This is a genomic window from Streptomyces sp. NPDC006384 (genome assembly GCF_042870695.1).
Lineage (GTDB): Bacteria > Actinomycetota > Actinomycetes > Streptomycetales > Streptomycetaceae > Streptomyces.
Window position 1 is genome coordinate 11,493 of record NZ_JBIAHR010000027.1, and the last position, 15,148, is coordinate 26,640.

At 67.9% G+C, this 15,148-nt stretch carries 7 protein-coding genes; all 7 read right to left on the reverse strand.

Annotated features, from left to right (window positions below; translation table 11 throughout):
- Nucleotides 1-50 precede the first annotated feature (50 nt).
- Complete coding sequence (locus ACFYOJ_RS29760; protein ID WP_356555363.1) at nt 51-1,811, reverse strand: Hsp70 family protein; 1,761 nt, start codon at nt 1,809-1,811, stop codon at nt 51-53.
- Entirely contained in the window at nt 1,808-2,983 is a 1,176-nt protein-coding gene (locus ACFYOJ_RS29765; RefSeq protein WP_356555361.1) for a hypothetical protein, read from the reverse strand. Before ACFYOJ_RS29765 ends, ACFYOJ_RS29760 begins: the two co-directional genes overlap by 4 nt.
- Nucleotides 2,980-4,707 carry a hypothetical protein gene (locus ACFYOJ_RS29770; protein WP_356555359.1) on the reverse strand — a complete coding sequence of 576 codons (1,728 nt, stop codon included), beginning with the start codon at nt 4,705-4,707 and terminating at the stop codon, nt 2,980-2,982. The genes ACFYOJ_RS29765 and ACFYOJ_RS29770 overlap by 4 nt, the downstream gene beginning before the upstream one ends.
- Nucleotides 4,707-10,172, reverse strand: a complete 5,466-nt coding sequence (locus ACFYOJ_RS29775) for a DEAD/DEAH box helicase (RefSeq protein WP_356555357.1) — start codon at nt 10,170-10,172, stop codon at nt 4,707-4,709. The genes ACFYOJ_RS29770 and ACFYOJ_RS29775 overlap by 1 nt, the downstream gene beginning before the upstream one ends.
- Nucleotides 10,169-11,161 (reverse strand): hypothetical protein, encoded by a 993-nt coding sequence (locus ACFYOJ_RS29780; RefSeq protein ID WP_356555356.1) that lies wholly within the window; start codon nt 11,159-11,161, stop codon nt 10,169-10,171. Before ACFYOJ_RS29780 ends, ACFYOJ_RS29775 begins: the two co-directional genes overlap by 4 nt.
- Entirely contained in the window at nt 11,158-13,218 is a 2,061-nt protein-coding gene (locus ACFYOJ_RS29785) for a hypothetical protein (protein WP_356555354.1), read from the reverse strand. The genes ACFYOJ_RS29780 and ACFYOJ_RS29785 overlap by 4 nt, the downstream gene beginning before the upstream one ends.
- Nucleotides 13,219-13,673: 455 nt before the next feature.
- Nucleotides 13,674-14,960, reverse strand: a complete 1,287-nt coding sequence (locus ACFYOJ_RS29790) for an RNase H family protein (protein WP_356555352.1) — start codon at nt 14,958-14,960, stop codon at nt 13,674-13,676.
- Between the last annotated feature and the right edge of the window lie 188 nt (nt 14,961-15,148).

The window sequence follows — 15,148 nt, forward strand, 5'->3', positions numbered from 1 at the left end:
TCACCTGCACAACCGCGCCCGTCTCCCCAGGTGAGCAGTCCAGCAGCTGATCAAAGTCCCTCCGTCACCACTCCCTGCGACTCACCGTTGACCGTTACGGCGGGGTCGGTCTCCACCACACGCAAGGACATGTCAATCGGTGCGGGGCGGACGTTGGCTGCCTCGGCTGCCGAGAGATGTCGGACGTTGGAGGAGCCGTCTGCGAACGGACGGACAGTGTGGGCCAAAAGACGGGTCAGTTCGTCGTCGAGGCCCCGCTGCAGTGGGGTGCCGTCGGGGCCGAAGGAATCGATCTCGCGCTCGGCGAGCTGCTTACCGGTGGCCGCGTGGGTCGCAGTGAAGCGCAGGATGCCACTCTCGTTGTACCGGAACTTGATCTCGATCTTGTTCCGGTGCATGTCCTGTTCCCGGGTCGGAAGAGTCACCTCGATGTTGGCCAGAGGGAAGGCTCGGTCGCTGTCGGCCGAGTAACCGACCTCGCCCTCGATCACCGGCACGCGCACCGAGGAAGCGCCCGGCGTATCCGGGTAGAAGTTGGCCGAACCCTCCGCGGGGAGAGTGGCGTTGCGTCGGATGATAGCGCGGAAGCCTTTCTGCTCGCCCGCGCTCACGGCCGTACCCAGGTCATAGCTGGTCACCAGGGAAAACTCGCTGTCGTCGCCGAGTTCGCCGTCAAGAGAGGCTGCATAGATGGCTGCACCTCGAGCGACGGCGGTCATGGGTCTGCACAGGTCGCTGTCGACGATGCGGTCGTGACCGAGGAGCTCACCCAGGGCGTGACGCACCTGGGGGATCTGCGAAGTGCCACCGATCATCAGGACGGAGTCGATGTCGCCCGAGGTGATGGCCAGGTCTTCCAGTGCCTGCTGAACCGGCTCCAGAGCACGGGTGATGAGCGGGGTGATCGCCTCGGTGTACTCGGCCGCCGTGATCCTGACCTCACGCTTCGAGATCGAGGGGGCGAGGCCGACCGGGAGGTCGAAGAAGAGCGCGCCGTCCATCGGCACGGAAGACAGGGCGATCTTCGTCAGTTCGACCGACCGGCGCCACCGGCGGCGTTCGGCCTTGGTGAGCTGGTTCGCGGCCAAGCCGATCTTCTGCTGGATCAGCTGGGCCAGCGCGTTGTCGAACTCCAGGCCACCGAGGGCGGTGATGCCGCGGGACGTCTGCTCCTCGAAGAGGCCGTCGTCGTATTCGAGGACGGTGACGTCGATGGTGCCACCGCCCCAGTCGAAAACGAGGAAGCGACCGGGAATCGGAACGTCGTGGGCGTACGAGATCGCAGCCGCAGTGGGCTCGTTGAGCAGGGCCCGCACTTTCACTCCACCGAGTGCTGCCGCGGCACGGGTGCGGTAACGAGCGCCGCCCGTAGCCTTGGCGGGGACGGTGACGACCGCGTCGGAGAGGTCGAGCAGCTGAGCAGAGACGCCTTCCTTCATACGGCTGAAGAGAGAGGCGGCCGCAACCGTGCTGTGGAACTTCTCCGAGCCGACCCAGACATGGTGCTCCTCGAGCTGGGCCGCGACCTCAAGATCGTCGATGCCGCCGTCTTTCTCGGCGCTGGAGCGCGTGCCGAGCATGCGCTTCACGGCGTCGAGCGGCTCACTGGTGGCGGTCTTCGCCTCCCAGCCGAAGCAGAGGGTGCGCTGGAGGTCGCGGACGGACAGCACGGAGGGAAAGAGCTGCTCGAACTCCGACATCCGCCACTGGGCGGGCACATTGTCGCCATCGACCGGCAGCACCTCGGTGGTGTGCCCGTTCCAGCGAGCAACAACCGAGTTACTCGTGCCAAAGTCGATACCAAAGCTCATCGTGCGCCTCTCTGGTTCATCTGCTTGCTAGCCGCTGCGCGCAACGACTGCCGATAACTCATATTCTTCTGGGCACGGCCATCTGTCGTGCCACCCTGCGACCCAGTTCGAGACCCGGCACCACCACGCGATCCCTCCTCGGGAATTCGCCGATCGCTGTTTCCCTCAGAGCGGGGAGGCATGATGCGCTGCTCCGAGCGCTTACCCTTAGACCGCTGGCGAGACAGATCCGTTGATCTCTTCGCTTGAGAGCGATGCCTCACGCTGTCAGGTTCCGCGACCCTAGTGCCTTCAACATTCCCCTTCGCGTCTACACTTTGGTTGCGTTTACCGCCCTCTCTGACTGGCGACCCCCCAGGCTCCTGTTGAATGTCAGGCACCTGACCCTGATGAACATTTTTCTCGAGTGAAGAATCACCAGGATCTCCACTGATACCCTTTTTCTGCCTCTTATCTGCTTCCGTGTGCGCAGCCCTGCGCTTCTTTCCCGGCTTTACCTTTTTCGCTGCAGGCACTGGCAATGAATTCTTGGGAACGGCTCTTATCCATCCACGCTCAATAAGCTTCCCGGATTCACTGTCTACATAAGCTGGCGCTGCAACTTCATATACAACCGGCCCATGACTCATCGCTCCGGGCGGATCCTCTACTACATTGAACTGTGAGAGATCATCGAGCTTCTCGACAATCTTCAAACCAGCCCGCGACAACTCGTGGTCGATCCGCGCCAATACGACCCTCAAGCTTTGAGACTCGAAAGTCTGGCGATGAATAGCAGCCAACTGGGCCAAGTGCATTTGACGAGTTCTCATCCCCTCCATCACGCCGCTCCGTACAGAGTCAGAAATCTGAGGAAGGACACGTCTCATCAACTCAGCCCGGATGGCACCAGCAGGATCACTTTCTACCCCCCTGATTTCAAGAAGAGCACCCAATGTCTCAGCTACACGTTCTAGCTCCCCTTCCACCATGGGCAGGAGTACCTCGTTGATGGACTTGAGGATCGCTGGCGCATCTAGGGCTCCGGCAGCAATCTTGGGGATTTCACTAGCAGTGAACTTCCAAGGCTGCATATCAGTTGCCCTGAGTTCACCGTTGCCGGAATATTGTCCCCTCCCCGCAAAAGATGCTCGCTTTTTCTGGGCTTCGCGCGCCCTACGACTTTTGGTCATGATGTGCTGCTCTCTTGGTCTTCAAGGGCTGCGGTGTCTTCAGCCGGGGAGAGGCGCTTGGTCGCCTCGGTGATTATTTCTCGGGCTGCCTCGGTACGAGACCACGCACGGTCGCTGTGCGTGGGCGGCGCGGTGAGCCTCTGCAGAGGCTCTGGTGGAAGTTCCAGCCGGTGGCTCGTACCGGTGGGATCCTGCCAACGGTGCGGAACGAGCGGGACGGCGAACCGGGGTACTTCCCGCTGCTCCCGCTCGGCCTTTTCGATCACGTCCTTGGCGCGGTTGATCCGGACGCGGCCGCTGTCGTCGAGTTTCTTCCTCAGGGCTCGCCAGGCCTTCTTCCAGTCGTCCGCCCCGTCGGGCACGCCGAGCACCATATACGGGTTGAGAGGCTGGTCGCGTTCTCCGAGAGGCCGGTCTTCCAGGAAGCTCCGATTCTTCCGCAACGTGGCCACGGCGCCTCCGCCGAGCTGGTCCCGCATCGGGGGGCGACCTTCGGCGTCCTGCTCCAGCATTTTGAGGGACTCCGTTATCTCCTGACCCGCGCGCAGATAGGCCTGGACGTTCTGGGCTTCCCAGCGCACCGGCTGCGAGTGGTGCCGGAGTCTTGCAGCTACGGTGAGCGCCGCCTTCCTCCGTTGCTCCGCCGTCTTGTCGTCCCCGTGGAGGAGGGCACGGTGCATCTGCCGTACGGCCCTGATCAGGGTCCGCACGCCGATCCAGCCGTTGAACTTCTTGTTGGTCGCGCTGCGCACGTGGGGGTCGATCCGCTCCAGGAGGGCCCACAGCCGCTCGTCGGCGACGAAGTCGTCCGGGGCCTCTCCGGTCCGCCGCACTTCGCGCAGGGCGTCGAGGAGCTTCTGCGTCGGCGGCAGGAGGTCGGTCCACTCCTCGGCGATGGCTTTGGCGTCGCCCGCCTGCAGCCTCACCAGCAGGCGCCAGTCCTGCGGCCAGTCATGGCCGGGATCCGTTCCAGGGCCTGCCTCCCGGCGCTCCCGTTCCAGGGGCCAGGCCAAGAGGTCCATCTCCTCGTCGGTGAGGGACGCCGGGTCCAGGCGGGCACGGAAGTAGGCGGCACGGGATGTGCCGTCGCGTTCGGGGACCGCGCTGATCCACTCCTCGTCGATGTAGTCGTCGAGAAGCGGCCGGGGAAGCTTCGCCAGGAGCGTCCTCTGCCGAGAGGCCGGCAGGTTGGTCTCCATCAGGCGACGGTCGTCCTGGTAGATCTGCCACATGCTGCCCGGCTCTCCCAGGAGCGGCAGCGGTCTGTCCTCCAGCAGGGCGCGGGCGTGGTCGTCGAGCCGACCGTTGAAGACGTCCAGCCCGTGGTCCTGTGCCATGACGAGCAGCGAGACGCCGGAGACCGGGTCGTCCTGTCGGGATGCTACCTGGGCCGCGGCCCGGGCCAGTTTCTGCGCGGAGAGCGTTCCGGTCTCCGCCTTCAGCGCGTCAGGCAGCACGATCTCGGCGAAGGAGCGGGCACGCTCCCAGGCCTCCCGGTCGGCGAATCCTTCGGGGACCGACTGGGGCACAACCGGTTCCGGCTCCGGCTGCTTCTGCAGTGGAACGACCGGGACAGGGCCGTCGGCGGCATGCGCGGCCTGCTGAGCTACCCCAAGAGCCCGGCCCTGGCGAAGGGCGAGGCGGCGGGCGATCTCGCGCTGCCGCAGCTCCTCCAGGCGAGCCTGCTCGTCCTGGCCCGCTCCCAGCGAATTTCCTGCCGTCATCAGAGCTCCTCCGCGAAGGTGTGTACCTGCTCGATCACCGCGGCAGGGGTCCGGTCCAGGCCGTAGGAGTCGGCGAAGGCGATCCTGGTGGCAAGGCCTCCGGTGCGGATCTCGTGACACAGGGCCTGGAGCCGTTCGTTCCCGCACTCCTCGGCGGCGGACTCCAGCGGATGCTTGACGGCGACCGCGACGGGCTCGCCAGTGAAGTCCGATGTGAAGAGCGCCACCGGCCCGGCGGCGGTCTCCTTCAGGCTGACGGTGGGCTCCTCGTCCGCCCAGCCCTTCAGCAGGACGGCGTGCTCGTTCGGGTCGATCTGCAGTTTCCGGCCGCGCAGGGCGTCGGTCAGGTCGCGGGCGAGCCGCCAGTCGTACAGCGGATGGAGGCGCATGTTCGAGTAGTCGCGCAGGCAGGCGTAGCAGGAGCTGCGACAGGTCTGCGCATGATGGTCGGCTTCCAGGTCGTGCACGTATCGGTCGACCGCCTGGAGGAACTCCTCGATGTGTTCCTCCGAACCGAGGTAGGTGCTGAAGCCTGCACCGTTGTCGAGGCTGTCCGCCAGGTAGGCCATGACGGGAGCGGCCACCGGGGCGTCCGAGCCGTGGATGCCGCTGAGGAGTTCCTCCGGCTGTACGTCCAGGTGCGGGGCGGCGGCACGCCGCAGCAGGGCTGCAAGCGAGTACCAGGCGGCTCGCCGGCCGTGGTAGGCCTCGGGGAAGCCGTCGATCTGCTGGGACTTCGAAATGTCGAAGCGAAGACCCCGGCTCGTGTCGAGGGCTTCCTTGGCCCCGACGAAGAGCATGTCGGTGTGCTGGGTGGCGCCGAGGGCGATCTCCAGGTCGGCTTCCGCCTTGGGATGGTCCAGAGCGACATATCCGCGCCACGGACCGGTGTTCTTGACGAACCGGAAGAGCTTTCCGGCATTGGTGTTGACAATGTAGCGGTCACCGCTGCCGGTGTGGACGACCATCCAGTCGTCGGCGGCACGGTGGATGCGCGGGGCTGTCTTCTCCAGATCGGTGGCGGTCCGTGCGCTGGTGGCATTGGAGCCGAACTCCCGGTAGCCGTCGTAGTCCCGTGCTTCGTGGGCGGCCCGAAAACCTGCGGGCTCCCGGAAGGGAACGGCCCTGTAGTACTTGCTCTCCGCGCCGCAGGCGGGGCAGGTGCCGGCGCTTCCGGTTTCCGGGTCGACCTCGGCCTGCGGGTCCACGTGGGAGCAGATCCGGCACATGGCGACCAGCTGTTCCGGGCCGAACGGGTCCTCGGCAGCCTGCACTCCGCGCCCGCTCGGCACGAGGGAGACCACTCCCCTGGAGAGGAGCAGACGGCCGTCCTGCGGGGTTTCGCTGCCCGGTGCGAACTTGCTGAGGGCGACGGCCAGGTCGCGGTTGACCGAGTCGGCCGGCGGCCAGGGGAAAGCCTTCTGCGGAATGCTCCGGTAGAGGAGGCGGGAGCGGGTCGGAAAACCGAACATGGGCAGGAGGCCCGCCTCTGCCAGACGCTGGCTGAGGTCGGAGTGGCCGACCCTCCGGGCTGCCACCTCGTCGACCTGGCCGAGGAGTTCGTCGATGGCGGCCACCGGATCGATGGCGGCGATGCTCTCCGGTGTTCCGGTCTGGAGGGCGGCGGCAGCGGCTCTGATGCGGTCTGGGTGTTCAGCGATCCAGTGGCGGACGGGACCGCGATGCGTCGGCCAGTCGGCGGCGAGACCGAACTGTCCGTGAACATTGGTCGTCATGTCCGGCCCCTTCCGCCGGTCTTCCGGCTGCAGGGGCTCGAAGGCCTGGCGCAGGACCTCTCCCAGCAGGACCCGCCGGAAGACGGAGACCATGCCGAGAACCAGGTAGGGCGGCGGAGTGGGGTCGTTGGTGATGGCTTCCGGCCGGGCGAAGTAGTGCTCGTCGTGACTGCGGCCGCGGCAGACGGTGAGGGCCATGGCGACCGGGCTGTTGCGTCGGCCTGCGCGTCCCACCCGCTGCTGGTAGTTGAAGCGGGTGGGTGGCATGTTGGCCATGATCACGGTGTTGAGGGGGCCGATGTCGACACCGGCCTCCATCGTCGTGGTCACGGAGAGCAGTTCCAGGCCGTCCGCCTGCGGGACGTCGTTGTCACCGAGGAAGACGTCCTGGAAGAGGCTCTGCCGGCGCTGGGCCTCCAACCGGTCCGTCTGGCCGGTCAGCTCCGCGGTGCGCAGGGGGAAGTCACCGGTGCGGTGGGCGGCCTTCCATGCGTAGTAGTCGTCTTCGAGGACTCCGCTGTACTGCTGAGGCACGGCGGGCAGGGGGGTCAGACACTTGGTACACAGTCCCGCGCCCGGGTGCAGGTGTGGCCGGTGGCAGGAAGAACATGTCCAGGTCGTGTTCCTGCCGGGGCGGAGCGCCACCTTCTCCGGCTTGATGACGTAGTCGACCACGGCGTCCTTCCAGACACCGAGCACCCGGTCCTCGATCGTCGGCACATCGGTGCCCTGGCGTTCGGCGACCTGCTTCCAGAAGCGCTTCAAAGGCGCGGGCGGCCTCTGAAGAGAGGCACGAATCCGGGTGAAGCGCCGCATCAGGCCGAGAATCCGCAGACTGGCACGCGCCACGGCCTGATCGCTGTCCGGGCTGATCTCCAGAGGCGAGCGATCGTCGCGCAGGCAGAGCCAGCCGAGCCCGAGCGATTCGAAGTCACGGCCCCCGCCGGAGAAGAGACTGCCGATGGTCTCGAGGCGGAGACGGGAGCGGAGGCGGTTGAGGAGTTCCTCCTGGGCCTGGGTCTCCACCACCGCTTCCCGGTCCCGTTCCCAGTTGTAGAGCGCGGTCCAGGGCTGCCCCGCCGAGGTCTGCTGGAGCGAGGCCACGGGACCGGCGGGGTTGGTGCCGTACTTCAGCAGCATGCCTTCGAGGTCGGAGGCGAGGTCGTCCAGCGAGGGCAGTTCGGAGAACTTCCGCTCCAGGTCGGGCAGGAGTTCCGGTTCCGCGTCGAGGTCGTCGGCAAGGATCGCCTTCAGACGCCCCCAGTCCGCCGGGTTGCGGTCCCGCAGCCGCTCCATGGCGGTGCGAACGCCGGCACGGTCGACGGCTTCCCCGGCGTAGTGGGCCTTCACCAGTTGGAGGTCTCCGAACGGGTCCCCCTGGCTCTCGACGGCCTGCGCGCTGAGAAGGCGAAGCAGGTCCTGGTGGTGGCGCAGGGCAAGACCGCTGGCGAGCTCGGAGGCGTCGTCACGGCTGTCGGAGAAGGCGATCGCCTTGCGCCGGCCGTCGGGAAGGTGGCCGAGGGCTTCGGTCACCAGCACCTGGTTGATCTTGTAGAAACCAGTGCGCATCCGCCGGACCGGTGCGTTGCGCAGCCGATCAGGAGATTCCAGCGGGATGAAACGGCCGTCCCTGTCGTGCTTGATCTCCCAGTCGTCGCCACAGGCGGGGCAGCGGGTGGGGAAGGCCTGCAGCCGGGCCGGGTCGTAGGCCGGCTTCTTGCCCTCCTTGTCCAGGGGCACAGAGATGTGGAACGACCAACCGGTGTGCCGGACGTCCCGATTCTCCAGGCGGCCGGTGGCGGGCTGGTAGGCGCTGCGGCGGAATTCGAACTCGACCTGCGGCCCGCCGTCGGACAGGCCCGCGTGCCAGCCGGGGTCGTCGAGGCCGAGGCCCTTGGTGCGCGGCCAATACACGACGTAGTTTGCTGCCGTAGGTGCGCCACTGGCCTCGTCGGGGAGCAGGTCCAGATCCGGGAAGTCGGTGTGGAGGGCACCTGTGAACTTACGCTGCTGGGTGTCCTTGGGGCTCGCGTATCCGCCGAGCATGAGGTCGCCGCAGGCCTGGCAGGAGAGAAGCTCCAGTACGCGGGCGCCGCAGGTGCAACGGGAAGTGGGCTCGGCGAAAAGCCGGCCGACTCGCCGTTCGGGGCCGTGTTCCACGGGAACGGCGGAACAGTTCGGGTCGGAGCAGGCCCAGATGCCCTCGATGTTCCGAAAGAAGAAGTGGGCGCGGAGTTGAGGGAGTTCGGGATCCTGTGCGGAACCGAGTATGCGCAGAACTCCGTGTAGAGCGTCCTGGCGCTGCTCTTCGGGGGCGTCCGGGAAGAGAGTCTTCGCCAGTTCGGGAGCGGGCAGAGCACGAGGCTTGCCGCCGGGGGTGAGTGCGCGCTGGAGCGCTGGGCCAAGGCCGGTCTCCCTCGCCAGGGTGACGGCTTGGTCCTTGGTGACGGGGGCCTTCGCGGCCTGCGCAAGGCGTTCGGTGTGTACGGCCAGGTCGCCCCCGCCGTGGATCTCCTTCGTCCTTCCAGGGATGATCACGCGCCGGGAGCCGGGCAGGGCGAAGAATCCGTCGAGGAACTCGTCGTCCCGGCCGGCCTCCAGGGAGGCGGAGGCGGCGAGCACACGCAGCTTCTCGGGGCTCTTGTCGAGGCCGAGACGATGGCGGAGGTTGCGCAGCAGGTAGGCCACCTCGGTGCCGGCCGTGCCGCGGTACATGTGGAGCTCGTCGAGGATCAGGGTGAAGCGGGCGCCTGGGGTTTTCTCCAGCCACTTTCTCGTGGCGCTGAAGATGTGCTCCTCCTGCTTGCGGAGCAGCATGATGTTCAGCATCGAGTAGTTGGTGATCATGATGTCCGGCGGCGCGGCCTGCATGTCCCAGCGGGCGTGCATCTCCGCTCCGCCGAGGCGCGGGATGAAGGCCCGCAGCTCCTCGTCGAGCTTCTCGTCGGCCTTGCGCTGCCGTTCTTGGACCTCCCGCAGGTACTGCCGGAGACGGAAGTTCGCCGGCTCGGAGTCGCGGCTGCCGGAGACGGGGGTGGCTCCGGTGTAGCGGCCGAAGTAGAAACGGTGTCCGTTGCGCTTCCGGTCCAGCCATGCGTGGGCCTCGCGGCTGTCCAGCGACTTCCGGAGCCGGACCAGCTGGTCGTCGGCGAGTGCGTTGGTGGGATAGAGAATCAGCACGCGCATGGCAGCGGGATGCCCATCCTCGCTCTGGCGGCTGGGCACGTAGTCGCCGTCTCCCTGCCACCATTCCCGCTGCACCGCACGGGTGCCCTGCCAGTGGGCGGACTCGGCGACCAGGTCGGCGAGGACCGGCAGCAGGAAGGACTCCGTCTTGCCGGAACCGGTGCCTGCGGTGACCACGAAGTCCTTGCCCTCGCAGGCGGCTACCAGGGCGTCGTGCTGATGCTGGTAGAGGCTGGTCACTCCTTCGGGCAGCGTGAAGCGGGCGAACTCGGCCGCGTCGGGGTGCGCTCCCGCTTCGGCGAAGGACTCTGCGATGCCGACGCCCCGGGAGGCGTACTGCGGGCGCAGCTCGATCAGCGGGTCGCGCCAGGCCCCGTTGTCCCGGTCCAGGAGGTTGCGCCGTTCCTCCATGACGGAACGGTCATCGACGCCGAACGGGGTGTCGTAGTAGCGGAAAAGTGCGCTGCGCAGGTCACCGAAAGTGCCCATGACATCCTGGACATCGGTGTCCGTCACCGCCGTTGTCTGCTGTTCGACGCTCACTTGGCCCTCCCGCCGGTGGCCGCCACCGGTCGCGGCATGATCTCCAGGTTCTGCTGCAGCGAGGCCGCGATCGCCTCGGCGAGCGCTCTTGGCACGTTGTCGTACGCGCGGGTCTGCCTCTGCTTGCCTACCGAGGGCGGGAAGCCGCTGCACAGGACCGCCGCACGCTCGTGCAGGGCGGGCAGGGGCGCGTACCGGTCGACGAAGAACCGGCCGATGCCGGCACGGCCCTTGCCGGATTCCGGCCGCCAGCGCATCGCGCCGGTGCGGTGGCGGGCGAGCTCCAGGTAGACGCCCGTCTCGCGTTCCACTGAGTGGAAGACGCCGTTGCGGCGGATGCGGGTCAGGCGTGCGTAGTCGGCTCCGCGCCACCGGTACAGACCGTCCTCGTCATCCTTTGCCACAGGGACGAACCGCTGGAGGCGCAGTTCGTACTTCTCCAGTGTGTTGGCGGTGCTCCCACCGGGCGGCGCGGACTCGGGGCCCGGCGCCGCGTGCGGAAGCAGCTCCATCAACTGCAGGGCTGCGCAGGGAACGTAGCGGGCCCCGAGAAATTCCGCGGCTTCCTGCAGGGTCCGCGGGTCCTCGTACTGGAACAGAAGGGTGTCGGGCAGCGGGGCCTCACCGGCCTCCGGCCGGTGAGGGACGGTGATCAACTCCATCCACTCCTGTGCCGCCTCTTCGACGCGCGTGCTGATCCGCGCGGTGCGCGCGCCGGTCAGCACTGCGAGGCCGTCGGCGTGAGGCAGCCTGGTCAGCACCGGCGGGGCCACCGACCAGCGGTCGGCGCGCAGGTCCACGTCTATGAAACCGAGGGCTGCGGCCTTGCGCATCCAGTCCCAGTCGGCGTATTCCTTCAGCTCCAGACCCCATGCCTGAGCCTGGCTGCGGACTCCGTCGCGCAGCGCGGACGCCTTGCCACTGCGGCTCTCGCTCAGCCAGCGCAGGAGGATCCCGCCGAACTCGGTGCTGCTCATCGGTCCCGTCATCGGTCCAGTTCCTTCGCTGCCTGCACGTACTCGGCCCACGAGGGCTCGCCGGACGCCTGCTGGGCGTTGAGGACGGCACGGGCCCATGCCCGCGGGTGGCCGGCGCTCTTCGGCTTCGGCGTTCCAGGGTTCACCGGGCGGCCCTTCCAGCGTCCGCTCCGGCGCTCCAGGAGCCAGCCGCCGATGTCGTGGAAGTCGGCTTCGAAGCGGAGCGGAGCGGGGGTGTCGGGGAGACGATCCGTCCACCAGTCCGGTTGCTCCGGGGCCTCCAACGTCCACAGCCGTCCGTCGGCTGCTGCGAACAGCACTTCGTCCGCGTCCCGGCGGCACAGCTCCATGACGGTTGCCGCGTCCTGGGAGGTGGCGCTCGTACAGTCGGCACCGGTGATGCCGGTCGACAGGGCCTGTTCGGCGAGGAGGGAGGGCGACTCCGAGGCCTTGCCATCCACGACGGTGAAGCCGCAGACCTTGGTCATTTTCGGTTCCACGACGGCCTGGTCCACGGTGGCGAAGTCGATTTGCGAGCCTGCATAGCTCACCGTGTGGCGGCCCGGCTCCAGCCGGAGCACGGCCAAGGGGACGGATCTGCCTGCGGCGATCGCCTTCCTGAGCTCGGGCCACTCCTTTCCGTCGACCAGGAGGGTGCCCGTGTCCTCCGTGGCGTCCGGGAGGACGACCTGGGGCTCGCCTCCCCGCAGGTACAAGTGGGGATCGAGCGTAGGCGCGAGCTTCAGTCCGCCTTCGAGGCGGAGCTTGAACTGGGCCGGGGGGTGCAGGAGGCCGACCGCGCCCTGGACCTCCTGGAGCGCCCGGCGCAGGGTGACCGCGTCGTCGAAGGTGACGGGCTTGTGCAGGGACCAGCCCTGCGGCACCCAGGCCAGCTTGCTGGTGTCGGCGCTCCGGCCCGTGGTCGCGGCCTTGTCCAGCAGCCGCTGCACGTCCCGCTGCGCGGTGGGGGCGGCGAGCACCACGTGTGCCTCTCCCTGGCGGAATCCGTCGGTGCCGGCCCACACGCCGAGCACGTCGTCCCGTGCAAGCACCAGGACGGAGCAGGAGGGGCGGCTGAGCACTAGATTGTCGCCGACCCGGCGGATGCCCCTGGTGAGAGTGTCCGCGCTCGGGGCGGGCAGGCCCGTCACCTCGTAGTAGGCGGTGTCGCCGAGCTGCTCGAGGACGACACCGTCCTTGAGCTCGATGCGCGCTTTCTGCTCCGCGGACCGCATGCGTGCCACCCAGCTGAGACGCCCCGCGTCCAGGCGCACCAGGAGTTCGGCCCTGGTGACACCGGTGGGCACCAGCTCGTCCGAACCGTCCCATGAAGCGGCGTAGTTGCCGATCAGCTTGGCGAGGAAGGGGCGGAACTCATCCTCCTGCAGAGCATTGCGGAAGCCTTTGGAGAAGTGCTGCTCCATGCCCCGGATCTCGATCTGGGCCAGCAGCGTCTCCCCCGGCAGCGGCCAGGTCGTGCCGTGCTCTCGCAAGGACCGGAAGAGCTTCGGCAGGAAGGACCGGTCCGCGCCGCTGAGGAGCGCCTGGGACTGGGCGAAGCCGATCATGCTGCGGTTGGAGGGCAGGTCGGCGGGTGCGGGGATGGTGCAGAGGCCCCCGGCGCCTTTCTGGCTGTGCTGCCAGGATGCCAGCACCTGCCACATGCGGGAGATGGGCTCATAGTGATGGCTGCCCAGTTGCTTCTCGTCACCGGTCAACAGCTCGGAGAAGCGGGCGTGGTAGGCGGTGGCCCGGTGGTTCCGGTCGTTCGTCATCCGGGACGCGGCCATCACCGAGCAGGCCAGCAGTGGCAGGAAGGCGGGCACGCCGTCCTTGTCCTGCTGCCGCTTGCGCCAGCGGTAATCCTCCAGCGCGCTGTACGGTTCCGCGGTCCCCAGCCGCAGGAACCTGCCCACGCATTGTGCGAGGGGCTCCTCCATGCCGTAGCCGTGCCTGAGCTCCTGCTCCACGTCGTCGTCGACGTAGAACAGTGTCGGGTGACCGGCGTGCTGCCGTCCGAAGAACTCCTCGGCCAGCACTTCCTGCCACGCCTGATAAGAATGGTCCACTCTGTCCCCAAAAGAGAGGTTCCGATGCCCTGTTCGTGAAAATCCCCTGGACATGGAACGGTCCTGCGCAACACCCGAGCCCGCCACGGGCAACGGGCCGCTGCCCAACGCCTCGCTGGCGCCGCCCCCCTCGGTTGGCCACCCTCGACCGCTACTGCCCGTCGCGACATAACGTCGCGCGACGATCAGAGGCGTATCCGCTCATCCCCACCACTTTCACAAGCGGTCCATCACAGCGCCTGCACACCGAGCCGAAGGCCAGGCATCAACTGCAGGTTCCTTGCAGTAAAAGGCTACCCGTGAAGATGGTGTGTACTTTCCGGGGGATCGCCAACTGCTCTGCTGCCAGGATGGCGCGAACCCGCACGCCCGATGCTCGCGGAAGCAGACACCGTCCATGCCGCCCGCTTCGGTGCGGTGGCCCCCGTTGCGACTGCCTGTCTCGTCCCATGGACTCAGGCAGCAACCGGGAGAGAGTTCTCCCCGGAATCGAGCGCGCGCAGGATCCGCATCTCCTCCTTGCGCGCCGCTGCTGGAGGGATGCGGCCGGTGGCTCGGCGGAGGGCGAGGCGGGCGAAGGCGTCGGCGGTCTCGTTGAGGTCGTGTCCGATGTGGCCTTTGAGCCAGCGGACCTGGACGCGGTCGCGGTGGTGCAGCAGACGACTCACCAGGTGGTGGCTCTCCGGGAAGAGAAGAGTGCGAGGTGCGGCTGCCGGGTCGGCGGAGCGCAGGACGGTGTCGGCCGCCTCGACGGCCTCGGTGCTGTCGCACAGGACGACGACGGGTGCCGTCTCGTGCCGCTCGAGGAGGGCGAGGGCGGCCGCGCAGATGCCGATGACCTCGGCTTCGCCGCTGCTCGAGGCGAGGGAGTCGCCGTACCCGGTGCTTCCGTCCTCGGCGGCCCAGCCGTAGCCGGACACCGCGGAGTCGTCGCCGAGAGCGGCGTCGGCGACGGCCACGACGGCGGTGTCGGGAAGGTCGGTGAGCATGGCGTAGCGGTCCTCGCCGTCCGGGAGCGTCGTCGTCGGGAGTTCGCCGTCGGTGACGCCGTCGGGGTCCTCGTCCGGGCCGGCGGGGGCGGCGTCGGTGAGAGCGGCGGCGAGGGCGTGGTGGCAGCGCGGACAGCCGTCGGCCTGTTCGGGGCAGTGCGTCCGGTGCTGCGCGGTCAGTTCACGTACCCGGTGCCACCACTCGGGTTCGGCGTCGGCGACACGCCTCAGGGCTGCGGCGCGGCACTGGGCGACGAGTGCCGTGAAGGACTCCGTGGCCGTGCAGGACCGCATCCGGTCGTGGAGTTCCGTGACCCGGAGCTGTGCTTCGCGGGAGCGGGCGGCGAGCACCGCGGTGTCCTGGTAGGCGTCGTACAGTGCGTCGAGCCGGGCGTGCCGGGCGGAGGGCGGGCAGGCGAGTACGTCCCGTTCGGCCCGGCCGATCGCGTAGCGGCCCCAGGCGAGTGCGATGCGGGCGTGGCGGCCCCACCGTTCGCACACCCTGTCGTGCGGGAGGTGCGGGTTCTCCTCCTCCCGGGCGTCGCGCAGGAGGGCCTGGACGAAGGTGTCGTCGTCGTAGTCCCGCAGTTCGCGTACGGGTTCCGGCAGTTCGCCGTCTGCCGTGTTCTGTTCCCAGGCCCATCGGGCGAGGTCGCTCTCCGGTGCCTGTGGTGTGCCGTCCGGCAGTCCCCTGTCGCGGAGTTCCTGGCGCAGGGCTTCGGCGAAGGCCGCCGGGGATGCCGTGCGCGCCACGCGCAGCTCCAGCGGGTCCGGCTGCCGGGGATGCCGTGCGCGCCACGCGCAGCTCCAGCGGGTCCGGCTGCCGGGGGTGGCCGGTGAGGCGGCGGGCCCGCTGCTCCTTGTACCGGGCCTCCGCCTGCGACCGGGCCCGACGCACCTTGCATGCGTGTGAACGCAGCCGCCGCAGCCGCTCGGGGGAC